Origin of the sequence: Streptomyces sp. NPDC001914 (assembly GCF_042891215.1) — a bacterium.
GTDB lineage: Bacteria > Actinomycetota > Actinomycetes > Streptomycetales > Streptomycetaceae > Streptomyces.
Genome location: NZ_JBIASW010000017.1, coordinates 105,005 through 126,890 on the forward strand (window position 1 = coordinate 105,005; position 21,886 = coordinate 126,890).

Below are 21,886 nucleotides of genomic sequence, written 5' to 3' on the forward strand. Positions count from 1 at the left end.
GAGTGACGACGGGGAACGGCTGTGCCCCGGGATTCGAAGACGTGCGCGGAAACCCCACGATGGAGTGAACTCACGTCAGGTGCCTGACTGTTCACTCTCAGTGCGTAATTCTTTCCGGGTCCCAGGCTTTCTCCTATGGGGGTCCCACCCTTGAACAGCATCAACCACCGCATGCCCGCGCGCCGTCTCGCCGCGACCGCGGCCGCCACCGTCCTCGCCGCGGGTCCCGCCGCGCTGGCCGGCGCGGGCTCCGCCCACGCGACCGGTGACCACGGCCGCGCGAGCGCCGTCGTGCTCCGTACCGGCCTCGACGTGTCCCTCCTCAAGAAGACCGTGGACGTCCCGCTCGCGGTCTCCCTGAACGAGGTGCAGGCACCGCAGAGTGCCGAGGAGACCGCGCTCACCGCCCAGTTGGACGGCGTCGACCGCGGGCGTCCCTTCAGCGTGCTGCGCGCCGAGGTCGCCACGGCCGAGGCCACCGTCTCCGCCGAGAAGGCCGAGGGCTCGACCCGTCTCGCGCACGCCGCAGTCCACGTCCCCGGGCTACCGCTGCTCTCGCTCATCGAGGTCTCCGAAGTGACCTCGAAGGCGACCTGCGAGGCGGGGAAGAAGCCCGTCGCCACCGCGAACCTGCTCGGATCCGTCCGCGTCCTGGGCAAGAAGGTCACCCTGACGACGGGCGGCCCGACGCACGTGAAGGTCCCCGGCGTCGGTGAGGTGCGGCTCGACCTCTCCAGGACCGGGACCACGTCCCGGACGGCCGCGGCCACCGCGCTCGAACTGAACGTGTCCGTCGACCCGTTGAAGCTGGGCGTGGCCCAGGTCGAGGGCACGGTCACCCTGGCGAAGGCCACCTGCGAGTCACCGGCCGCGCCCGCCCCCGAGGAGTCCGCGTCGCCCGCTCCCGCCGAGGAGGCCCCCACCCCGGAGGCCGAGGCGACTCCGCAGGGCGGCCGCGAGGAGGGCAACCTCGCCGAGACCGGGGGCAGCTCCATGACGCCGTACCTGACCGCCGGCGCGGTGGCCCTGCTCGCCGCGGGCGGCGGAGCGGTCGCGGTCTCCCGCCGCCGCAGGGGCTGACAAGGCGCCGTGCCGACGAGGCCGGTGTTCGCCGGGACGCTCGCCCCCGGGCGTCTGGGGCGCCGGGGGCGCTGGACGGGGGCCCCGTCCAGGGGGCGAGCGTCCCGGCGTTCAGGCCTGGTGGGACGTGCGCGGGCCGGGCGGCTGGGGCGGGACGATCCCGGTGCTGCCGGTGTGGCCGGTGTGGCCGTCCGCGGCGACTGTCATCGCCCGGTCCAGGGCCTGGAGGAAGCGGTTGACCGTCGCCCGGTCCCGTACCGCGATCCGCAGCCACTCGTCCCCGAGCCCGGGAAACGTGTCCCCGCGCCGCACCGCGAACCCGAGATCGCGCAGCGCGCGGCGCACCCCGGCGGCCCGCGGCAGCCTGACCAGGACGAAGGAGCCCTCGGCGGGCTCCACCACGCGCAGCCCGTCGGTGCAGGTGAACTCCCGCAGCCCCGCGACGAGATGGTCCCGGTCCTTGGCGATCCGCCGTGCCGCGTGCCCCGCCTCCGCGAGCGCCTGCGAGGACACGCACGCCTCCGCCGCCGCGAGCGCGGGCGTGGACACCGGCCAGAGCGGCTGGGCGCGCTCCAGCCGGGCGATCGTGCCGGGATCGGCGAGCACATAGCCGATCCGCAGACCCGCGAGGCCCCACGTCTTCGTGAGACTGCGCAGCACGACGAGACCGGGGACGTCGGTCCGCCCGGCCAGCGTCTCGCGCTCGCCCGGCACCGCGTCCATGAACGCCTCGTCGACCACCAGCACCCGCCCGGGACGGGCCAGCCGGGCGAGAATCCCGGCCGGGTGCAGCACCGAGGTCGGATTCGTCGGATTGCCGATCACGACGAGATCGGCGTCCTCGGGGACGGCCGCCGGATCGAGCCGGAAACCGTCCTCCTCCCGCAGCAGCACGCGGCCCACCGTGTGGCCGGCGTCCCGCAGCGCGGCCTCGGGCTCCGTGAACTGCGGATGCACGACGACCGGCCGGCGCACCTCCAGGCCCCGCGCGAGCAGCACGAAGGCCTCGGCCGCGCCCGCCGTGAGCAGCACCCGTTCCACCGGAAGCCCGTGACGCGCCGCCACCGCGGCCCGCGCGGCCCGCCCGTCCGGGTAGGCGGCGAGGGAGGGCAGTGACGCGGCGATCCGGTCGAGGAGCCACGCGGGCGGGGTGTCCGCCCGGACGTTCACGGCCAGATCGCTCAGCTTGGAACCGTCGTCGCGCACCTCGGCGTCCCCGTGGTGCCGCAGATCGTGCCCGCCCTCGGCGGCCTGGTCAGTGGGCATGGGAATGCGTGTGTCCCCCGTGATGGTGGTGCCCGTGTCCGTCGTGGTGCCCGTGTCCGTCATGGTGGCCGTCGTCGTCCGGGTGGAAGTGCGGCTGCTGGGGCAGCCCCACCTTGTCCTCGAAGCCGGGCAGCGCGATCCGGTACACGCAGGAGTCGCAGTTCATCCGCAGATCGCCCGCGACGGCCTCACGGTAGCGCTCCATGACCAGGTCCAGCAGCTCGGGTTCGGGACCGATGACCTCGGCGGAGCCCACCTCCACCCCGGGGTGCGCGGCGGCCCAGTCCTGCGTCTGCCGCCGCACCCGGTCCGGGAGGATGCCGGTGAACAGGAAGTAGGGCAGGACCACGATCCGGCGCGCGCCGAGCTTCACGCAGCGGTCGAGGCCCGAGGGCACGTCCGGTGCCGCGAGGGACACGAACGCGGTCTCGACGCCCGCGTACCCCCGGCCCTCCCACAGCAGCCGCGCGGCCTTGTGCACCTCGGCGTTGGCGTCCGGGTCGGTGGACCCGCGGCCGACGAGCAGCACGGTCACCTCGGCCCGCTCCTCGGGGGTCGCGGCACTGTCGCCCAGGGCCTCGTCCAGCCGCCGCTCCAGCACGGCGAGCAGCGACGGATGCGGGCCCAGCGGACGCCCGTAGGTGTACGAGATCCCCGGGTGCCGCTCCTTCTCGCGGGCCAGCGCCGCCGGGATGTCGCCCTTGGCGTGCCCGGCCGACACCAGCATCAGCGGTACGGCGGCGAAACGCCGTACGCCCTGTCCGACGAGTTCGCCGACGGCTTCGCCGAGCGGGGGCGGCGACAGCTCGATGAACCCGCCGGCGACGGGCAGTTCGGGATGGCGGCGGCCCAGCTCCCGTACGAAGGAACGGAAGGCCTCGGCTCCGGCCTCGTCCCGGGTGCCGTGTCCGGCGATGAGCAGGGCGGGGGGCGGGGTGGTCACGATGTCTCCTTGGCGGCAGAGTCGGCCGCAGCGGTTGTCGGGGCCGGGTGGGCCCCAGCGGTCGTCGAGGCCCGGTCGGCCTCGGGAACAAAGGGGTACGGCACGGCGTCGGGCACGACCGCCGGTGCCGGCGGACCGCCCTTCGCGAACATGCCCTCGTGCGTCGCGGGACGGCTCGCGGACGGCGGGCCGCCGGCGGAGCGCGGCCGTGCCGTGGGTGCAGCGGGTGCCGCGGACGCCGGGCGCGAGGCGTCCGGGCGGGCGGGCGGCCGCCGGAAGGACCCCCGTACGGCGGGGTGTCCGGCCCGGAGCCCGGGCGGTGTCACGCTCACTCGGCTCACTCGGCCTCCTTCTGCCAGCGGTAGCCGCGCGGGGTCACCATGCGCCCGGCGATCTCACGGGTCGCCGTGTTGCCCACGGTCACCACGGTCATCATGTCGACGATTCCCGGATCCAGGGACCCCAGCGTCGTGACCCGGCTCGACTCGTCCGGACGGGAGGCGTTGCGCACCACACCCACCGGCGTCGTCGGCTCCCGGTGCTCCGCGAGGATCGTGAGCGCCTTGGGGAGCTGCCAGTCCCGGCCCCGGCTGCGCGGGTTGTAGAAGGTCACGACGATGTCGGCCTCGGCCGCCGCGCGCACCCGGCGCTCGATGACCTCCCACGGCGTGTGCAGGTCGGACAGGCTGATCGACACGTGGTCGTGGCCGAGCGGCGCGCCGAGGATCGCCCCGGCCGCGAGCGCCGCGGTCACCCCCGGCACCCCGACGACGTCGATGTCGTCGGACGCCTCGGCCAGCGCGGGCGACGCCATCGCGTAGACGCCCGCGTCGCCGCTGCCGATCAGCGCGACGGCCTGGCCGCGGCGCGCCTCGGCGACCGCCGTGCGCGCCCGCTCCTCCTCGGCGCCGAGCCCCGACTCCAGGATCAGCGTGCCGGGCCGCAGCAGGTCGCGGATCTGGTCGACGTACTGGTCGAGCCCGACGAGCACCGCGGCCCGGCGTAGTTCCGCCGTCGCCCGCGGGGTGAGCAGATCGCGGGCCCCGGGGCCGAGGCCGACGACCGCGAGCCGCCCGCGCGCCGGGCGGCGCACGATCGCGCAGGTCGCCATGGCGGGCTGCCCGTCCCTCCGCGCCGACTTCCGCTTGGGGACGAGGAGTTCGCCGCCGCCCAGCAGCGCGGCGGCCTCCGCCACGGACGGCGTGCCCACGGCGGCGAGCGGTGCGCCGGAGGGGTTCGGGACCGCCACCGCCGCCAGCTCCTCGGCGGTGTACGTCACGACCGGGACCCCGAGGAGCCCGGCGGCCCCGACGATGCCGGGCTCCTCGGACTTGGCGTCCACGGTGGCGAGCCGGGCGACCGACCGCTCGGAGAGACCGGCCTCGCGCAGCGCGTCCCGGACGAGCCCGACGACCTCCTCCACGGGCGCGCCCCGGGAGGCTCCGACACCGACGACGAGGGACGGCGGACGCAGGACGACCTCGCGCGCGCCGGTCTCCCGGACCCGGTCGCTCACCCGGACGACGGCGGCTCCCGGCGCCGCGGGACTGCCCACGTTCGCCGGCAGCGCGGGCAGCGGCCAGGCCGACTCCCGCTCCAGCACGACCGGTTCGCCGTCCAGCATGGCCCGCGAGACCCCGGCGAGATCCCCTTCGACCGGAAGGCCGAGCGTGTCGAGACCGGGTACGCCCACCGCGTCGGTCGCCGTCGTCACCACCGGCTCGGCCTCCAGCAACTCCCCGACCTCGCGGGCGAGTTCGTTCGCCCCGCCCGCGTGGCCGCCGACCAGCGACACGGCGAACCGTCCCGCCTCGTCGACGCACACCACCCCGGGGTCCGCCCCCTTGTCCGAGAGCAGCGGTGCGACGAGCCGTACGACCGCGCCCGTGGCGAGGAAGCACACCACCTGGTCGCACTCCGCGAAGGCCCGCCGCACGGCGTCCGCCACGGGCCCGTCGTACACCCGGGTACGCGTGGACCAGGCCGCGGCGAGCCGGTCACGGGCCGCCGCGCCCGCCGCCGTCGCGGAAATCAGGCCGATCACTGGGGAACTCCTTCGGTACGGGCCGGAGGCCGGACGCCCCACAGCACGAAGACGGGATTGGCCGCCGCGAGCCGGGAGACGCCACCCGGCAGCGGGGCGAGCCGCGAGGACTGCAACAGGACGCCGTCGCAGGTGAATCCGGCGGAGGTGAGCGCGTCACGGGCGGCGGGCACCCGGTCGAGCGAGGCCATCGCGACGACGACGGCGCGCCGGGCCCGGCGCGCGCACTCCGTGACGATGGCGGGCAGTTCACGTCCGCCGCCGCCGATGAAGACGGCGTCCGGATCGTGCGGCTCGTCCAGGCCGGACAGCACCGCCGGCGCGGACCCCCGCACGACCCGCACGTCCACGCCGTGCGCCGCCGCGTTGGCGCGGACGCGTTCGCAGCCGTCCTGGGTCTTCTCGACCGCGGTGACCGCGGCGCCGAACCGCGCGCACTCCACGGCGACGGACCCCGAGCCCGCGCCGATGTCCCAGACCAGGTCGCCGAGCCGCGGTCCGATCCTTGCCAGCGCCAGCGCCCGCACCTCGAACTTGGTGATCATCGAGTCGCGGTGGGCGAACTCGCTCTCGTCCAGGGCCCATCGGCCGGGACCGGCGGCCGGCCCGGCGACGGTCCGCACGGGGGCCAGGGACCGCGACTCGTCCAGGCACAGCACGACGCTGACCGCCGGACCCCAGTCGCGGGCGGCGGCCTCGGCGGGCGTGACCCGCTCGACGTCCTCGTGCTCCGGGTCGCCGAGGGCCCGCGCCACCACCAGGACACGCTCGGCGCCCGCGTCGGCGAGGGAGGCGCCCAGCTCGGCGGGACCGGACCCGGGAGCGGTCAGCACGGCCACCTTGGGCCGCGACCGGCAGATCTGGACGGCCGTGCGCAGATCGCGCCCGTGCGCGCTGACCACCACCGCGTCGTCCCAGGGCAGGCCGAGGCGGGCGAAGGCGGCCGCCACGGACGGGACGCCCGGCCGGACGTCCAGCCGCCCGGCCCCGAACCGCTCCGCGAGCGCCCGGGCGATCCCGAAGAACCCCGGGTCGCCCGAGGCGAGCACCACGACCGGGCCGGCCGGCGCCCCGGCGTCCGTGTACCGCTCGATGCGGTCCAGGGCGGGTGCCAGCGGCCCGAGCACCAGGCGCTCGGCCCGCTCCGGCGGCCGGGCCGCCGCCAGATGCCGCCGGGCACCCACGACGAGCCCGGCCCTCGCGAGCACACCCTCGGCCTCCGGGGACAGCGGCGCCCCCGTGCCCGTACCGACGACGGTGATCACACCGGAGCGGTCCGCAGGACCGGCGGACACTCCCGCCGCCGCCTCCTGCGCCGCGCCCGACGGGCCGGCCGGCAGGCCCGCCGTGTCGCTGACGTCCACGCTCACGACGCGGGGTCCTGCGCACGGCCCGCACCGCTGCGGCGGGCGGCGCGCAGCTCGGCGCGCGCCTCGGGGTCGGCCTTGCGGAAGCCGTGGAAATGACCGGGGTGGTAGAGGTGCGAGCGGGTGCCGCTCGCGTCGAGGGCCGGGCCGACCAGGAAGAGCGTGTGCTTCCAGAGCTTGTGCTCCTTGACGGTGTCCTCCAGCGTGCCGACCGTGCACTTCACGATCAGCTCCTCCGGCCAGGTCGCCTGGTAGGCGACCACGACGGGGGTGGTCGTCGGGTAGCCGCCCTCCAGCAGCTCCCGTACGAGCTGTCCGCTGCGCGCCGCCGACAGGAACAGCGCCATCGTCGTGCCGTGCTTCGCGAACTCCCGCACGTCCTCGCCGGGCGGCATCGGCGTCTTGCCGCCGCCGAGCCGGGTGAGGATCACGGACTGCGCGACCTCGGGGATCGTCAGCTCGCGCTGGGCCAGCGCGGCGACGGCGGAGAAGGACGAGACACCCGGCACGATCTCGGTCTCGATGCCGAGCCCGGCGCACCGGTCGACCTGCTCCTGCGTGCCGCCCCACAGGGCCGGGTCACCGGAGTGGATCCGCGCCACCCGCAGGCCCTCGGCGCGGGCCCGTTCGTAGACGGCGACGACGTCCTCCAGCGACATCGTCGCCGAGTCGAGGATCTCGGCGCCCTCGCGCGCGTGGCCGAGAACCTCGGCCTGCACCAGGCTCGCCGCCCAGATCACGACGTCGGCCTCGGCGATGGCGCGCGCGGCGCGGAAGGTCAGCAGGTCGGCGGCGCCGGGGCCGGCACCGACGAAGGTCACTTTGCCGGTGGGGGCATCGGCCATGGGAATCGGTCCTCTCCTACGAGTACTGCGGGACATCAGGGGTGCCGCACAGCGGCTGTGCGGGGAACGCCTCGGCGGGGCCGGGGCCGTCGCCCGATGTGCGCGAACGGGGGTGCATCGGATAGCAAGGGCCTATGGCGGTCCTCGTCGCGCTCGGCGCGTTCCTGATGACGCTGGTCGGCGGCTGGACCGCGCAGCGGGTGACCGACCGCCGTCATCTGGTGCTCGGCCTGGCCGGTGGCCTGATGCTCGGCGTGGTCGGCCTCGATCTGCTGCCGGAGGCGCTGGACGCGGCGGGCACCGAGGTGTTCGGCGTACCGGCCGCGCTGCTGCTGTTCGTGGCCGGCTTCCTGCTGGCCCATCTGGTCGAACGGCTCCTCGCCCACCGTCAGGCCGCGCACGGCGGTGAGGAGCACGACGGACGCGTGCCCCAGGTGGGCCTCACGGCCGCCGCAGCGATGGTCGGCCACAGCGCGATGGACGGCGTGGCGATCGGCGCCGCCTTCCAGGTCGGCGGCGGGATGGGGCTGGCGGTGTCCCTCGCGGTCGTCGCCCACGACTTCGCCGACGGCTTCAACACGTACACGATCACGAGCCTGTACGGGAACGCCCGCCGCAAGGCCCTGCTCATGCTGTACGCGGACGCTGCGGCCCCGATGATCGGCGCCGCCTCGACGCTCTTCTTCACCATCCCCGAGCGGCTGCTCGGCGGCTACCTCGGCCTGTTCGGCGGTGTACTCCTCTACCTCGCCGCCGCCGAGATCCTCCCCGAGGCGCACCACGAGCACCCCGCCCGCTCGACCCTGCTGTGCACGGTCGCGGGCGTGGCCTTCATCTGGCTGGTCGTGGGCCTCGCCGGCTGAGCCCCGGCGGTGCGCCGGGCCGGTCGGACGCCCCGCGGGCGCGGGGGCCGACGGGCGTGCCAGGCGGGTGCGGGTCACAGCTTTCCGCCGCGCGTCCCGTCGCGGCGCGCGGGCGCGATGAGCGTCGAGAGGTACGGCAGCGGCTCGCCGTCGAGCTCCGCGGCGGACCGGATCGACTCGTCCTCCAGGCCGAGTGCCGACCCCCAGACGGCGTCCTCGATCCGCCCGCTGTCACGCAGCGCCTCGGCCACCTCGGCGGCCTGCCGGCCGAACTTGTACGCGACCACCGTGCCGGGCCCGTTCAGCGCGTCCTTGAGCACGGCCGCCCCCGCGGTCACCGGGACGAGCGTGAGCGGCTCGGTCCCCTCGGTGAGAACGGCCCCCGAGCGCGCGGCGAGGTCCTGCATGGCGGTGATGCCGGGCACGGTCTCCACGACCGTGCCGGGCACGAGCCGCCCGATCGTGTGGGCGAGATAGGTGAACGTCGAGTACACGTTGGGGTCGCCGATGGTGGCGAACGCGACGGTGCCGTGCCGGCCGAGCAGTCCGGCGACCCGCTCGCCGGCGGCGTCCCAGGCGGCCTCGCGCCGCTCCCGGTCGCTGCGCTCGTTGAGCGCGAACACCACCCGGACGACCTTCTGCTCGGGCACGTAGTGCAGGACGGTCGCCTCGGCCCGCCCCCGCTCGCCGCCGTCCTCCCCGTTCGGCGCAGCCATCACGGGGACGACGACCACGTCCGCGGCGCGCAGGGCGTTGACGCCCTTGACGGTCACCAGCTCCGGATCGCCGGGGCCGACCCCCACCCCGATCAGCTTGCTGCTCATGACGTCAGGCACCTCTCGACGAACCGACGGGCCACACCGGGCTCGGATGCCCAGTGCGTGTGGAGATAACTCGCGTGCACGCCGTCCCGGACGAAGCCTTCGACGCGGCGTACGGGGGTGCGCAGCCCCCAGGCGGGGGACGTCCCGGCGCCGGGCTCCACGACCGTGCGGTGGAACTCGTGGCCGCGCATGCGGGTGCCGGCCGCGGCGAGCACGCTGTCGCCGAGGGCCACGGCGTCGCGGTAGCCGAGGGTGAGCCGTTCGTCCATCCGGGCGCTCGCGTCGAGCACTCCGCACATCGGCCGTCCGTCCAGTTCCCGGCACAGATAGAGCAGCCCGGCGCACTCGGCGGCCACGGGGGCGCCCGACTCCGCGAGGGCGGCGACGGCCTTGCGCAGCGGTTCGTTGGCGGACAGCTCGGCCGCGTACACCTCGGGGAAGCCGCCGCCGATGACGAGACCCCGGGTCCCGTCCGGCAGGTGCTCGTCGCGGAGCGGATCGAAGGGGACGACCTCGGCACCGGCCGCGGCGAGCAGTTCGGTGTGCTCGGCGTAGGAGAAGGTGAACGCCTCCCCGCCGGCGACGGCGACCACGGGCGCCCGCCGACCGTCCGGGCGATCCGGGTGGCCAGGGACGGCCTTCCCGCCGGCGACGGCGGGCAGTGGCGCCTGCTTCCCCGCCGTGCGGGTCGGGCGGTCGGTGAGCGCCTCGGCGCCGGGGAGGGCCCGCGCGGGCGCCTGCATCCCGGCCGTGCGGGTCGGGTGGCCGGTGAGCGCCTCGGCGCCGGGGACGGCGCGCGCGGGCGCCTGCCCGTCGGTGGCGCGAGTCGGGTGGTCGTGGGTGGGCGGGGCCACGGCCTCGGCCGGGTCCCAGGCCGCATCCGGCAAGGCACCGGCAGTGCGCGCCAGCGCCGCCAGCGCGTCCAGGTCGCACCCGGCGGAGACCTGCGCCGCCATCGCCGCGACGGCCGCGACCGCCTCCGCCCGCCGCTCGGCGACCGGCACGAGACCGAGGTGCCGCGACGGTGTGTCCACCTGCGGCGCCCGCCGCAGCACACCGAGCACCGGCACCCCGGAGGAGTCCAGCGCGTCGCGCAGCAGTTCCTCGTGCCGGTCCGAGGCGACCTTGTTCAGGATCACGCCCCCGATCCGCACCCCGGGGTCCCAGGACGCGAAACCGTGCACCAGCGCGGCCACGGACCGGGACTGCGAGGAGGCGTCGACCACCAGCACCACCGGCGCGCGCAGCAGCTTCGCCACATGGGCCGTGGACGCGAGCTCCCCCTCGCCCGCGGCCCCGTCGTACAGCCCCATCACGCCTTCGACGACCGCGAGGTCGCAGCCGCGCGCCCCGTGCGCGAACAGCGGGCCGATCAGCCCGGCGCCGCACAGGTACGCGTCGAGATTGCGCCCCACGCGTCCGGTGGCGAGCGCGTGATAGCCGGGGTCGATGTAGTCGGGCCCCACCTTGTGCGGGGACACGGCGAGCCCCCGCGCGGCGAAGGCCGCCATCAGCCCCGTGGCGACGGTGGTCTTGCCGCTGCCCGAGGAGGGCGCGGCGACCACCAGCCGGGGAACGGACGTCACCACTCGATGCCCCTCTGGCCCTTCTGGCCGGCGTCCATCGGATGCTTGACCTTGGACATGTCGGTCACGAGATCGGCCAGTTCGACCAGCTTCTCCGGGGCGTTGCGCCCGGTGATCACGACGTGCTGGGTGCCGGGACGGTCCCGCAGCACCGCGACGACCTCGTCGGTGTCGATCCATCCCCAGTGCATCGGGTACGCGAACTCGTCGAGCACGTACAGCCTGTACGTCTCGGCGGCCAGGTCGCGCTTGACCTGCTCCCAGCCCTCGCGGGCCTTCTCCTCGTTGTCCATCTGCGCGTCGCGCTGGACCCAGGACCAGCCCTCGCCCATCTTGTGCCAGTCGACGGACCCGCCCTCGCCGGAGGCGCCGAGCACGCGCAGCGCGTTCTCCTCGCCGACCTTCCACTTCGCCGACTTGACGAACTGGAACACCCCGATGGGCCACCCCTGGTTCCAGGCGCGCAGCGCGAGCCCGAACGCGGCGGTGGACTTGCCCTTGCCGATCCCCGTGTGCACGACGACCAGCGGACGGTTGCGGCGCTGACGGGTCGTCAGGCCGTCGTCCGGTACGACACTCGGCTGTCCCTGCGGCACTACGCGGCCCTCCTCATGGTCCCCTGCGCACCCTTCGCGCCCTGTACGTCCCGGACGAGACCGGCGATGGAATCGGCCCGCAGCTCGTCCAGCGTCACCGCGGTCCCGCCCAGTTCACCCGCGAGCCGGCCCGCGAGGCCGAGCCTGACCGGTCCGCTCTCGCAGTCGACGACCACCGAGGCGACCTGTCCGGCCGCGAACAGCCGTGCCGCCCGACCGGCCAGCGCCACCGGCTCGGGTCCGCCCGTGGCGCGCCCGTCCGTCACCACCACGACGAGCGCGCGCCGCGCCGGGTCCCGCAGCCGTTCCACCCGCAGCACCTCGTGCGCCTTCAGCAGTCCGGCAGCGAGCGGAGTGCGGCCGCCCGTCGGCAGCGACTCCAGCCGGGCCGCCGCCGCGTCCACCGAGGAGGTCGGCGGCAGCGCGACCTCGGCGGCCGACCCGCGGAAGGTCACCAGACCCACCTTGTCCCGCCGCTGATAGGCGTCGAGCAGCAGCGACAGCACCGCGCCCTTGACCGCGCCCATCCGCTGCCGCGCCGCCATCGACCCGGAGGCGTCCACGACGAACAGCACGAGGTTGCCCTCACGGCCCTCCCGCGTCGCCTGCCGCAGATCGTCCCGCCGCACGACAAGACCGCGACCCGACCGCCCGCGCGCCCGCTGGTGCGGGGCCGCCGCCAGCACGGTCGCCGCCAGGTGCAGCTTGGTGAGCGCCCCGCGGGGCCGCCGCGACCCGATCGTCCGGCCGTGCTCCGTGCGCGCCCGCGAACGCCGCCCTGCCGCGCCCTCGCCCAGTCCCGGCACGCTCAGCGCCTTCGTGCGAAAGGGCTCGCCGGCCCGTACGGGGGACCGCTCGCCGCTCTGTCCGGCCGGTGCCTTCCCGTCCTGCGAGGGCTCGCCCTGGGCCGGGACGTCACCGGCGGGGGAGCCGTCGTCCGGTCCGTCCTGGGGAGGCTGCCCGCCCCCGCCCGGCCCGTCCGGATCCGGGTCCGGGTCGTCGTCGGAGGGACCCTCGCCGGAGGAGTCCTCGTCCGGGCCGCCGAACTCCTCCAGCGTCTCGTCGAGCCTGTCCTCGTCCAGGCCGGGCGCGTCGAAGGGGTTGCGGCGCCGCCGGTGCGGCAGCGCGAGCAGCGCCGCCTGCCGCACGTCCTCGGCGATCACCTCGCTCCGCCCGGCCCACGCGGCGAGCGCGGTCGCCGTCCTCGCCATCACGATGTCGGCGCGCATGCCGTCCACCTCGAAGGCCGCGCAGGTCGCCGCGATCTGCCGCAGCGCCCCGTCCCCGAGCCGTACGGAGGGCAGCAGCGCGCGGGCCGCCACGATCCGCGCCCGCACGGCGGCCTCCTCGTCGGCCCAGCGCGCGGCGAAGCCGGCCGGGTCGTCGTCGTAGGCGAGCCTGCGCCGCACGACCTCGACCCGCTGATCGGGTTCGCGCGAGGCGGCCACCTCGACGGTCAGCCCGAACCGGTCGAGCAACTGCGGCCGCAGCTCGCCCTCTTCGGGGTTCATGGTCCCCACGAGCAGGAACCGCGCCGCATGGCGTACGGAGACACCCTCGCGTTCCACGTACGAGGCGCCCATCGCCGCCGCGTCCAGCAGCAGGTCGACCAGGTGGTCGTGGAGCAGGTTGACCTCGTCGACGTACAGGATGCCGCGGTGCGCGTCGGCCAGCAGTCCCGGTTCGAAGGCCTTCACGCCCTCCGCGAGCGCCCGTTCGATGTCCAGGGCGCCGACCAGCCGGTCCTCGGAGGCACCGACGGGCAACTCGACCATCCGGGCGGGGCGTTGCGCTCCGGTGGCGGCCTCGTGCGGCCCGTCCGGGCAGGCCGGGTCGGCGGCCGCCGGGTCGCAGGAGAACCGGCACCCGGGTACGACGGCCACCTCCGGGAGCAGCGCCGAAAGGGCCCGTACCGCGGTCGACTTGGCAGTGCCCTTCTCGCCGCGCACCAGCACACCGCCCACGGCGGGCGAGACGGCGTTCAGCAGCAGCGCAAGCCGCAGGTCGTCCTGGCCGACGACGGCTGTGAACGGAAACGGGGTACTCACTGGTCGTCGCCCTCCAGGTCGCCTTCGAGCTCCAGATAGGTGGCGCGCAGCCGCTCCAGCGTGTCCGCGTCCGGCTCGGCCCACAGCCCCCGGTCCGCCGCCTCCAGCAGCCGTTCGGTGATCCCGCGCAGCGCCCACGGGTTGGACTTCTTCATGAAGTCCCGGTTCTCCGCGTCGAAGACGTACTCCGCGCTGAGCTTCTCGTACATCCAGTCGTCCACGACCCCGGCGGTGGCGTCGTAGCCGAACAGGTAGTCCACGGTCGCCGCCATCTCGAAGGCGCCCTTGTAGCCGTGCCGGCGCATCGCGGCCATCCAGCGCGGGTTGACCACCCGGGCCCGGAAGACGCGGTGCGTCTCCTCGCCCAGCGTGCGGGTCTTCACCTGGTCGGGGACGGCCGAGTCGCCGACGTACGCCTCGGGGGAGGCTCCGGTGAGGTGGCGGACCATCGCGACCATGCCGCCGTGGTACTGGAAGTAGTCGTCGGCGTCGACGAGGTCGTGCTCGCGGGTGTCGACGTTCTTCGCCGCCACCGCGATCCGCCGGAACGCCGTCTCCATGTCGCCGCGCGCCGCCCGCCCGTCGAGCCCGCGTCCGTAGGCGTAGCCGCCCCAGACGGCGTACACCTCGGCGAGATCGGCGTCCGAGCGCCAGTTGCGGGCGTCGATCAGCGGCAGCAGACCGGCGCCGTACGCGCCCGGCTTGGAGCCGAAGATACGGGCCGTCGCGCGCCGCCGGTCGCCGTGCTCGGCGGTGTCCTCGTCGGCGTGCCTGCGCACGAAGTTCCGGTCCGCCGGCTCGTCCAGCTCGGCGACCGCGCGCACCGCGTCGTCGATCAGACCGACCACGTGCGGGAACGCGTCCCGGAAGAAGCCGGAGATGCGGACCGTCACGTCGATGCGCGGACGGCCCAGCTCGTCCAGGGGGACGATCTCGAAGCCGGTGACCCGGCGCGAGGCGTCGTCCCACACCGGGCGGCAGCCGAGCAGCGCGAGGATCTCCGCGATGTCGTCGCCCTGGGTGCGCATGGCCGACGTGCCCCACACGGTGAGTCCGACGGACGTCGGATAGTCACCGGTGTCCTGGAGGTAACGCTGCACGAGCGAGTCCGCGAGGGACTGGCCGACCTCCCAACTGAGCCGGGACGGAATGGCCTTGGGGTCGACCGAGTAGAAGTTGCGGCCGGTCGGCAGGACGTTGACGAGCCCGCGGGTGGGTGAGCCCGACGGTCCCGCCGGGACGTAACCGCCGTCAAGGGCCTTGAGGATGTGCCCGATCTCGTCCGTCGTGCGCGCCAGCCGCGGCACGACCTCGCGGCACGCGAACTCCAGCACCGCCACGGCGTCCGGGAGTTCGGTTCCCAGAAGGCCGCGCACGAGCGCCGGCACGGCGGCCGTGTCCCAGTCCCGCTCCTCCATGCCGAGGGCCGCCCGGCGGCACAGCTGCTCCAGGAGGTCGATCGCGTCGGCCGCCGTCCGGGCCGGGCCCTCCACGAGGTCCGTCAGCTCGACGGGCGCCTTCACCGGAGCCCCCGGCTCGGCCAGCAGCTCCTTCTCCACCAGGCCGAAGTGCTCCGCGAGCGCGGCGCGCAGACCGGGCAGCGCGTTCGCGGCGCCGCCCCACACCTGCGAGGCGCGCAGCACGGCGAGCACGAGGTTCACCCTCGGTTCGGCCTCCGGACCGCCGCCCAGGATGTGCAGACCGTCGCGGATCTGCACATCCTTGATCTCGCACAGATAGCCGTCGATGTGCATCACGAACTCGTCGAAGTCGCCGTCGTCCGGCTGCTCGTCGACATGCAGGTCGTGGTGGAGCTCGGCCGCCTTGACCAGTGTCCAGATCTGCGCGCGGACCGCGGGGGCCTTCGCCGGGTCCAGGTCGGACACGAGCGCGTACTCGTCGAGGAGCTGTTCCAGCTTCGCGAGGTCGCCGTAGGTGTCGGCGCGGGCCATCGGCGGCACGAGGTGGTCGACGACCGTGGCGTGTCCGCGGCGCTTGGCCTGCGTGCCCTCGCCGGGGTCGTTGACGATGAACGGGTAGACCAGCGGGAGTTCGCCGAGGACGGCGTCCGGCGCGCAGCCGCCGCTGAGCCCGAGCCCCTTGCCCGGCAGCCACTCCATCGTGCCGTGTTTGCCCATGTGCACCACGGCGTCCGCGCCGAAACTGCTCTCCAGCCAGCGGTAGGCGGCCATGTAGTGGTGCGACGGCGGCATGTCGGGGTCGTGGTAGATCGCGATCGGGTTCTCGCCGAAGCCGCGCGGCGGCTGGATCATCACGACGACGTTCCCGAACTCCAGGCAGGCGAGCACGATGTCGTCGCCGTCGACGTAGAGGGAGCCAGGCGGCTCGCCCCAGGCCTCCAGCATGCCCTCGCGCAGCGCCGGGTCGAGGGTGTCGAACCAGGCCCGGTAGTCGGCGAGCGGCACCCGCGCGGGGGCGGCGGCCAGCTGCTCCTCGGTCAGCCACTCGACGTCGTGGCCGCCGGCCGCGATCAGCCGGTGGATCAACTCGTCGCCGTTGTCCGGGTAGTCGGTCAGCGCGTAGCCCGCGTCCCGGAGCGCGTCGAGGACCCGCACGGCGGAGGCGGGAGTGTCGAGGCCGACCGCGTTGCCGACGCGCGAGTGCTTGGTCGGGTAGGCGGTGAAGACGATCCCGAGCTTCTTCTCCGCGTTGGGCTTGTGCTTCAACCGCGCGTGCCGCAGGGCGATTCCGGCGACCCGGGCGGCCCGCTCGGGGTCGGCGACGTACACCGGGACGTCGTCGGGGCCCTGCTCCTTGAACGAGAACGGCACGGTGATGAGGCGGCCGTCGAACTCCGGGATGGCGACCTGCATCGCCGCGTCCATGGGGGACAGGGCGGCGTCCGAGGCGTCCCAGGCGGCCTTCGACGAGGTCAGGCACAGGCCCTGGAGGACGGGGATGTCGAGGTCGGCGAGCGCCCCGATGTCCCAGGCCTCCTCGTCGCCGCCCGCGGACGCCTGCGAGGCGTGGGTGCCGCCCGCCGCCAGGACCGTGGCCACGAGCGCGTCGGCCCGGCCGAGGATCTCGTACAGGCCAGGGTCGGCCCCGCGCAGCGAACCGCAGTACACGGCGAGGGCGTTGGCGCCACGCGCCTCGATCGCGTCGCACAGGGTGTCCACGAACGCGGTGTTCCCGGACAGCTCGTGCGCCCGGTAGAACAGCACACCGACCGTCGGCCGGCCCTCGGCGAACGCCCGCTCGCCGTGGACGCCGAACTCCGCGGTCCTGTGCGGCTCCTCGAAGCCCTCGCCCGTCAGCAGCACGGTGTCGGAGAGGAACCGGGCCAGCTCGCCGAGGTTGGCCGGACCGCCCTCGACGAGATAGCGCAGCGCCTCGGCGACCACGCCCGCGGGCGCCGACGACTCGGCCATCAGCTCGGCGTCCGGGACGGATTCGCCGCCCAGCAGCACGGTCGGGATCCCGGACGCCTTGAGGAAGGCCAGCCCGTCCTCCCAGGCCCGCTTGCCGCCGAGCAGCCGCACGACGGCCAGGTCCGCGCCCTCGACGAGCGCCGGGAGTTCACCGGTGACGTCGACCCGGGTCGGGTTGCCGATCCGGTAGGCGGCGCCACTGGCGCGGGCCGCCAGCAGATCCGTGTCGGCGGTCGACAACAACAACACTGTGCTCATGCGGGTGCTCCCGGTGGAATGAAGGGCAGTCCTTGCGGCGCGCCGGACTCGATGAGCCGCCACAGCGCGTCCGTGTCCGCGTGTTCCTCGATCAGGTCGCCGAGCCGGTCGAGCTGCTCCTCGCGCAGCGCCGCGAACGACGTGTCGGGGGCCGGCACGAAGCGGCGGCCCGCGGCGGCGGCCACCTCGCGCAGGAAGGCCCGCCGGAAACCGTCCGACTCCAGGGAGCCGTGCCAGTGCGTACCCCAGACGGAGCCGACCCGGCACCCGTCCAGGCCCTGTCCGTCGCCGTCGGACATGAACGGCTCGCCGCCGGTCACCTCGGCGACGCCGTGATGGATCTCGTACCCCTCGACGCGCTCGCCGAGGGCCGTGCCGACCGGCCGCGCCAGCGTCTTCTCCCGCGCGAACCGCACGCGGACGGGCAGGAGTCCGAGCCCCTCGACCCGGCCGGCGCGGGATTCGACCTCGTCCTCGATGTGTTGGCCGAGCAGCTGGTAGCCGCCGCAGACGCCGAGGACGGGCCGCCCCTCGGCGGCCCGGCGCGCGATGGCGTCCGCGAGGCCGCGCTCGCGCAGCCACCGGAGCGCGTTGACCGTGCCCCGGGTGCCGGGGACGACGACGAGGTCGGCGTCGGCCAGTTCCTCGGCCCGGTCCACGAACCGCACGACGACACCCGGTTCGGCGGCGAGCGCGTCCACGTCGGTGAAGTTCGACATCAGCGGGATCGCGCAGACGGCGACCCGCAGCACGTCCTCGCCGACGGGGGAGGAGACAGCCGACTCACGGACGGCCCCGCGCAGCGAGACCCGCAGTCCGTCCTCCTCGTCGATGCCGAGCCCGTGCCGGAACGGCAGCACGCCGTACGAGCGCCGCCCGGTGAGGCCGTGCAGCATGTCGAGCCCCGGCTCCAGCAGGCTCACGTCCCCGCGGAACTTGTTGACGAGGAATCCGGCGACGAGCGCCTGGTCCTCGGGCGACAGCAGCGCCACCGTCCCGAAGAACGAGGCGAACACCCCGCCCCGGTCGATGTCGCCGACGACGAGCACGGGAAGCCCCGCGTTCCGCGCCACCCCCATGTTCACGATGTCGGTGCGCCGCAGATTGATCTCGGCCGGGCTGCCGGCCCCTTCACAGATCACCGCGTCATACGTGCCCCGCAACTGCGCCAGACAGTCGAGGACGGTGGCGAGGAGTGCCTCCCGGTGCCCCCCGCTCAGCCGGTCCCCGGCCGGCGCGGTACCTGACGAGGGGTCCGTCACGGACCCGGTCGTCCCGAAGAACCCGCGGGCACTCATCTCGCCCACCGGCTTGCCCATCAGGACGACCTGGCTGCTGCGGTCGCTGCCCGGCTTGAGCAGCACGGGATTCATCAGCGCGGTCGGCTCCACGCGGGCGGCCTGCGCCTGCATGGCCTGCGCCCGCCCGATCTCGGCGCCCTCGCGCGTCACGAACGAGTTCAGCGACATGTTCTGCGCCTTGAAGGGCGCGACCTTGACGCCCTGGCGCGCCAGCCACCGGCAGATCCCGGCGGTCACGACGCTCTTGCCCGCGTCGGAGGTGGTTCCGGCGATCAGCAGCCCGCCGCTCATGCGGTGCGCCCCTTCCTGGTGGATGAAGCCCGTCCGGCCCCGGTGAGAAGAACCCGTCCGGCGGCGCTCACGCCGAGCGCGAGCCAGCCGACGCGCCGGGAGAGCCGTACGGCCCGTTCGATGTCGTGGACGTGGACGGCACGCCCCGCGCCGTTGAGCACGGGCCGGTGTTCGACCCGTCCGCCGTACGAGAGGGTGCCGCCGAGCCGCACGCCGAGCGCGCCCGCGAACGAGGCCTCCACGGGCCCGGCGTTGGGGCTCGGATGCTTGCCGGCGTCCGCGCGCCAGGCGCGCGCGGCGCCGCGCGGGTCGGGTCCGGCCACGGTCGCGAGGACGGCGGTCAGCCGGGCTCCGGGCCAGCCCGCGAGGTCGTCGAGCCGGGCGGAGGCCCAGCCGTAGCGCCGGTGGCGGGGGGACTTGTGTCCGACCATGGCGTCGAGCGTGTTCACGGCGCGGAAGGCGACGAGTCCGGGCACACCGCCGACGGCGCCCCAGACCAGCGCGCCCACGACGGCGTCGGAGGTGTTCTCGGCGACGGACTCGACGACGGCGCGGGCGACGCCGTCGGCGTCCAGTGCCTGCGGGTCGCGGCCGCACAGATGCGGCAGCCGCTCCCGGGCCACGTCGAGGTCACCGGCCGCGAGCGCGCCGCCGATCGCCCGAGCCTCGCGGTCGAGGGAGGTACCCCCGACGACGGCCCAGGTGGCGGCGGCGGTCAGGGCCACGGAGGCGGTACGTGAGTGGCGTACGGCACGGCTCGCGAGCGCGGCGAGCCCGGTGGCGCCGCCGACGCAGACGGCCGTGTGCAGCGCGCCCCACCCGCGGTGGTCCCGCCACAGTGTCCGTTCGACGGCCGCGGCGGCCCGCCCGAAGGCGGCGACCGGATGGCCTCGGCGGGGATCGCCGAGCAGCAGGTCGCCGAGGAGGCCGGCGGCGGCGCCGTACGCGAAGACGCGATCGGCACGCACGGGGTCAGCCGGCCGTGGGGTGGAGCGGAACCCTCGTACTCAGCGGAACGGGCAACGGGCAGCCGCGCATGGCGATATGTCCTCACTCAGGGTGTCCACGCCCTGGTTCGACGAGACCGGCGGTGAGAGTTCCTGGCTCCCGGGGAGTTTCTTCCCCGATGACAGTGGCGGGACCGCGCCGGATTCGCACCGGCTTCCTCTCATGCCGCCGTACTTGGCTCCGGCAGTCCACCACGGGGTGCGAACGGCCGTCAACTGGCTGTTGACCTGCGGAGGGACAGTGTGCGCAGGCCCACATACGCGTGGGGTGCGGGACGGTGATCCGTCCCGCACCCCACGTGCGGTTCCGCCACGGGCGGCCCGGTTCCGGGCCGCCCGTGGCGGGCTACTTGGTGATGATCAGAGAGATGCCGTACGCCACCGCCGCCGCGCAGGCCGCGAAGCAGACGTACGCGCCGGTGGCCGCCGCGACCGCGGAACCGCCCTGGGCGGTCTCCTTCTTGGAGAGGCCGGCGACGCCGAGGGTGAAGAGGGCGACGAGGGCCACGGTCACTCCGAGGCTGACCCCGAAGACCGATCCGAGGGCTGACCAGTCGATGTGCATGCTGTTTCTTCCTTCGGTTCTCAGGCCACTCGGGACGGCGCCGACGGGTTCACCGTGGGCTCGGCCGGAGCCGGGATGGTGGCCGTGAGGCCCTCGGACAGGGTGCCGGCCGGGGGCGGGGTGACGGCGGCGATGGCCTGCGTCACCACGCCGGGGGGCTCCTCGACGTCGTTCACGTTGTTGTGGTCGACGACCTCGCGGCGCGAGCGGCGCCAGATCGCGAAGCTGGAACCGACCAGGAAGACGGCGACCAGCGTGGTGCCCCAGGCGCCGAAACCGGTCACCCATTCGGCGAGCGCGCCGACCAGGGCGGCGGCGGGCAGCGTGAGGACCCAGGCGACGACCATGCGGGTGGCGGTGGACCAGCGGACCACACCGCCCTTGCGGCCGAGACCCGCGCCCATCACGGAACCGGAGACCGAGTGCGTGGTGGAGAGGGAGAAGCCGATGTGCGAGGAGGCCAGGATGACCGTCGCCGCGCTGGTCTGGGCGGCGAAGCCCTGCTGCGGCTGAAGGTCGGTCAGGCCCTTGCCCATCGTGCGGATGATGCGCCAGCCGCCCAGGTAGGTGCCGAGCGCGATGGCGAGACCGGCGGACAGGATGACCCAGACCGGCGGGTCGGAGTCGGGAGCGACGGCGCCACCGGCGACCAGGGCCAGGGTGATGATGCCCATCGTCTTCTGCGCGTCGTTGGTGCCGTGGGCCAGCGAGACCAGGCCCGCGGAGGCGATCTGGCCGGCGCGGTAGCCCTTCTTGGTGGCCTTGGTGTCGGCGCCGCCGCTCAGCTTGTACGACAGCCGGGTGGCGACCATGGCGGCCAGTCCGGCGACGATCGGGGCGGCGACGGCGGGCAGAAGCACCTTGCCGACCAGGACGTCACCGTGCACGGCGCCGGTACCGGCGGAGGCGATGGTGGCGCCGACCAGGCCGCCCATGAGGGCGTGCGAGGAGCTGGACGGAAGTCCGACGAGCCATGTCACCAGGTTCCAGAGGATCGCGCCGACGAGCGCGGCGAAGATCACCTCTGGCCGGATGCCCGTCTCGTCGACGAGGCCCTTGGAGATCGTGTTGGCGACCTCGACGGAGAGGAAGGCGCCGACAAGGTTGAGGGCGGCGGACATGGCCACCGCGACCTTGGGCTTGAGCGCGCCGGTCGAGATGGTGGTGGCCATCGCGTTGGCGGTGTCGTGGAAACCGTTCGTGAAATCGAACACGAGAGCGGTGACGATCACGATTCCGAGGAGGAGCGTGATGTGTTCCATTTACCCAGGCTTCTGTTGGACGTCAGTGGCAGGTGGAACGTAGGCAACCTGGGTGAACGGAAGGTGAACTGGGTCGGGCGGCCTGGTGTCCCGAACAGTGGATTGCCATTCCGCTTGTGTCGAGGCGCACTTCGGCGGGCTCGAACGGATGCGGAATTCCGTGCTCCACTTGGGCTCCGCGCCGCACGTGAACCGTTCGGTTCGGAGTGGGTTTGAACGATGAGATCCCCGTCACCCGCAGGTGGTAGCCGTCGTCACACCGCCCGAAGGCCTGAAGAGGGCGTCCCGCCGGGATGTCCGGATGCTGCCGGGTCGTAGCAGGCCGACCACGGGGTGTGATCCGCGGTA

At 74.3% G+C, this 21,886-nt stretch carries 16 protein-coding genes and 1 riboswitch; of the genes, 2 read left to right on the forward strand and 14 right to left on the reverse strand.

The window, feature by feature from the left end; all coding sequences use genetic code 11:
• Nucleotides 1-150: 150 nt before the first annotated feature.
• Nucleotides 151-1,080: an SCO1860 family LAETG-anchored protein gene (locus ACFYYF_RS34335; RefSeq protein ID WP_388781668.1), complete on the forward strand. Its 930-nt coding sequence runs from the start codon at nt 151-153 to the stop codon at nt 1,078-1,080.
• 111 nt (nt 1,081-1,191) lie between these two features.
• Here ACFYYF_RS34335 and cobC read toward each other — a convergent pair whose 3' ends face one another.
• The 5 genes from cobC to cobM form a co-directional block, all read right to left on the reverse strand.
• Nucleotides 1,192-2,346 carry an Rv2231c family pyridoxal phosphate-dependent protein CobC gene (gene cobC / locus ACFYYF_RS34340; protein WP_388781671.1) on the reverse strand — a complete coding sequence of 385 codons (1,155 nt, stop codon included), beginning with the start codon at nt 2,344-2,346 and terminating at the stop codon, nt 1,192-1,194.
• On the reverse strand, nt 2,336-3,289 hold the full coding sequence (locus ACFYYF_RS34345; protein ID WP_388781673.1) for a sirohydrochlorin chelatase: 954 nt from the start codon (nt 3,287-3,289) through the stop codon (nt 2,336-2,338). The genes cobC and ACFYYF_RS34345 overlap by 11 nt, the downstream gene beginning before the upstream one ends.
• Before the next feature lie 337 nt (nt 3,290-3,626).
• Entirely contained in the window at nt 3,627-5,333 is a 1,707-nt protein-coding gene (gene cobJ, locus ACFYYF_RS34350; RefSeq protein ID WP_388781675.1) for a precorrin-3B C(17)-methyltransferase, read from the reverse strand.
• Nucleotides 5,330-6,598 (reverse strand): precorrin-6y C5,15-methyltransferase (decarboxylating) subunit CbiE, encoded by a 1,269-nt coding sequence (gene cbiE, locus ACFYYF_RS34355; RefSeq protein ID WP_388781813.1) that lies wholly within the window; start codon nt 6,596-6,598, stop codon nt 5,330-5,332. Before cbiE ends, cobJ begins: the two co-directional genes overlap by 4 nt.
• 101 nt (nt 6,599-6,699) lie before the next feature.
• On the reverse strand, nt 6,700-7,545 hold the full coding sequence (cobM, locus tag ACFYYF_RS34360; RefSeq protein WP_388781678.1) for a precorrin-4 C(11)-methyltransferase: 846 nt from the start codon (nt 7,543-7,545) through the stop codon (nt 6,700-6,702).
• A 134-nt stretch (nt 7,546-7,679) separates the two neighbouring features.
• Between cobM and ACFYYF_RS34365 the strand changes: the two genes are divergently transcribed.
• A complete protein-coding gene (locus ACFYYF_RS34365) occupies nt 7,680-8,408 on the forward strand; it encodes a ZIP family metal transporter (RefSeq protein WP_388781680.1) in 729 nt (242 codons plus the stop codon).
• Between the two features lie 74 nt (nt 8,409-8,482).
• On the opposite strand, the gene cobI is transcribed toward ACFYYF_RS34365, so the two are convergent.
• The 9 genes from cobI to ACFYYF_RS34410 form a co-directional block, all read right to left on the reverse strand.
• Nucleotides 8,483-9,232 carry a precorrin-2 C(20)-methyltransferase gene (gene cobI / locus ACFYYF_RS34370; protein ID WP_361685719.1) on the reverse strand — a complete coding sequence of 250 codons (750 nt, stop codon included), beginning with the start codon at nt 9,230-9,232 and terminating at the stop codon, nt 8,483-8,485.
• Nucleotides 9,229-10,818, reverse strand: a complete 1,590-nt coding sequence (locus ACFYYF_RS34375) for a cobyrinate a,c-diamide synthase (RefSeq protein WP_388781683.1) — start codon at nt 10,816-10,818, stop codon at nt 9,229-9,231. Before ACFYYF_RS34375 ends, cobI begins: the two co-directional genes overlap by 4 nt.
• Nucleotides 10,815-11,414 carry a cob(I)yrinic acid a,c-diamide adenosyltransferase gene (gene cobO / locus ACFYYF_RS34380; RefSeq protein ID WP_365487758.1) on the reverse strand — a complete coding sequence of 200 codons (600 nt, stop codon included), beginning with the start codon at nt 11,412-11,414 and terminating at the stop codon, nt 10,815-10,817. The genes ACFYYF_RS34375 and cobO overlap by 4 nt, the downstream gene beginning before the upstream one ends.
• Nucleotides 11,414-13,462, reverse strand: a complete 2,049-nt coding sequence (locus tag ACFYYF_RS34385; protein WP_388781686.1) for a putative cobaltochelatase — start codon at nt 13,460-13,462, stop codon at nt 11,414-11,416. Before ACFYYF_RS34385 ends, cobO begins: the two co-directional genes overlap by 1 nt.
• Nucleotides 13,459-17,112 carry a cobaltochelatase subunit CobN gene (gene cobN, locus ACFYYF_RS34390; protein WP_388781689.1) on the reverse strand — a complete coding sequence of 1,218 codons (3,654 nt, stop codon included), beginning with the start codon at nt 17,110-17,112 and terminating at the stop codon, nt 13,459-13,461. The genes ACFYYF_RS34385 and cobN overlap by 4 nt, the downstream gene beginning before the upstream one ends.
• Nucleotides 17,109-18,704, reverse strand: coding sequence for a cobyric acid synthase (locus tag ACFYYF_RS34395; RefSeq protein ID WP_388781692.1), 1,596 nt, complete (start codon nt 18,702-18,704; stop codon nt 17,109-17,111). Before ACFYYF_RS34395 ends, cobN begins: the two co-directional genes overlap by 4 nt.
• The gene (locus ACFYYF_RS34400; RefSeq protein WP_388781695.1) at nt 18,701-19,672 is read right to left on the reverse strand and encodes a cobalamin biosynthesis protein; all 972 of its coding nucleotides are present in this window, start codon (nt 19,670-19,672) and stop codon (nt 18,701-18,703) included. Before ACFYYF_RS34400 ends, ACFYYF_RS34395 begins: the two co-directional genes overlap by 4 nt.
• Before the next feature lie 105 nt (nt 19,673-19,777).
• Nucleotides 19,778-19,921, reverse strand: a riboswitch (cobalamin riboswitch).
• 136 nt (nt 19,922-20,057) lie between these two features.
• A complete protein-coding gene (locus ACFYYF_RS34405; protein ID WP_361685705.1) occupies nt 20,058-20,276 on the reverse strand; it encodes a hypothetical protein in 219 nt (72 codons plus the stop codon).
• 20 nt (nt 20,277-20,296) lie between these two features.
• Nucleotides 20,297-21,538, reverse strand: coding sequence for an inorganic phosphate transporter (locus tag ACFYYF_RS34410; RefSeq protein WP_361685703.1), 1,242 nt, complete (start codon nt 21,536-21,538; stop codon nt 20,297-20,299).
• Between the last annotated feature and the right edge of the window lie 348 nt (nt 21,539-21,886).

Excerpts from the sequence above, each read along its gene's own strand:
- cobC (WP_388781671.1), bottom strand. The coding sequence starts at position 2,346 with ATGCCCACTGACCAGGCCGCCGAGGGCGGGCACGATCTGCGGCACCAC.
- cobM (WP_388781678.1), bottom strand. The coding sequence starts at position 7,545 with ATGGCCGATGCCCCCACCGGCAAAGTGACCTTCGTCGGTGCCGGCCCC.
- ACFYYF_RS34365 (WP_388781680.1), top strand. The coding sequence starts at position 7,680 with ATGGCGGTCCTCGTCGCGCTCGGCGCGTTCCTGATGACGCTGGTCGGC.
- cobI (WP_361685719.1), bottom strand. The coding sequence starts at position 9,232 with ATGAGCAGCAAGCTGATCGGGGTGGGGGTCGGCCCCGGCGATCCGGAG.
- cobN (WP_388781689.1), bottom strand. The coding sequence starts at position 17,112 with ATGAGCACAGTGTTGTTGTTGTCGACCGCCGACACGGATCTGCTGGCG.
- ACFYYF_RS34395 (WP_388781692.1), bottom strand. The coding sequence starts at position 18,704 with ATGAGCGGCGGGCTGCTGATCGCCGGAACCACCTCCGACGCGGGCAAG.
- ACFYYF_RS34405 (WP_361685705.1), bottom strand. The coding sequence starts at position 20,276 with ATGCACATCGACTGGTCAGCCCTCGGATCGGTCTTCGGGGTCAGCCTC.
- ACFYYF_RS34410 (WP_361685703.1), bottom strand. The coding sequence starts at position 21,538 with ATGGAACACATCACGCTCCTCCTCGGAATCGTGATCGTCACCGCTCTC.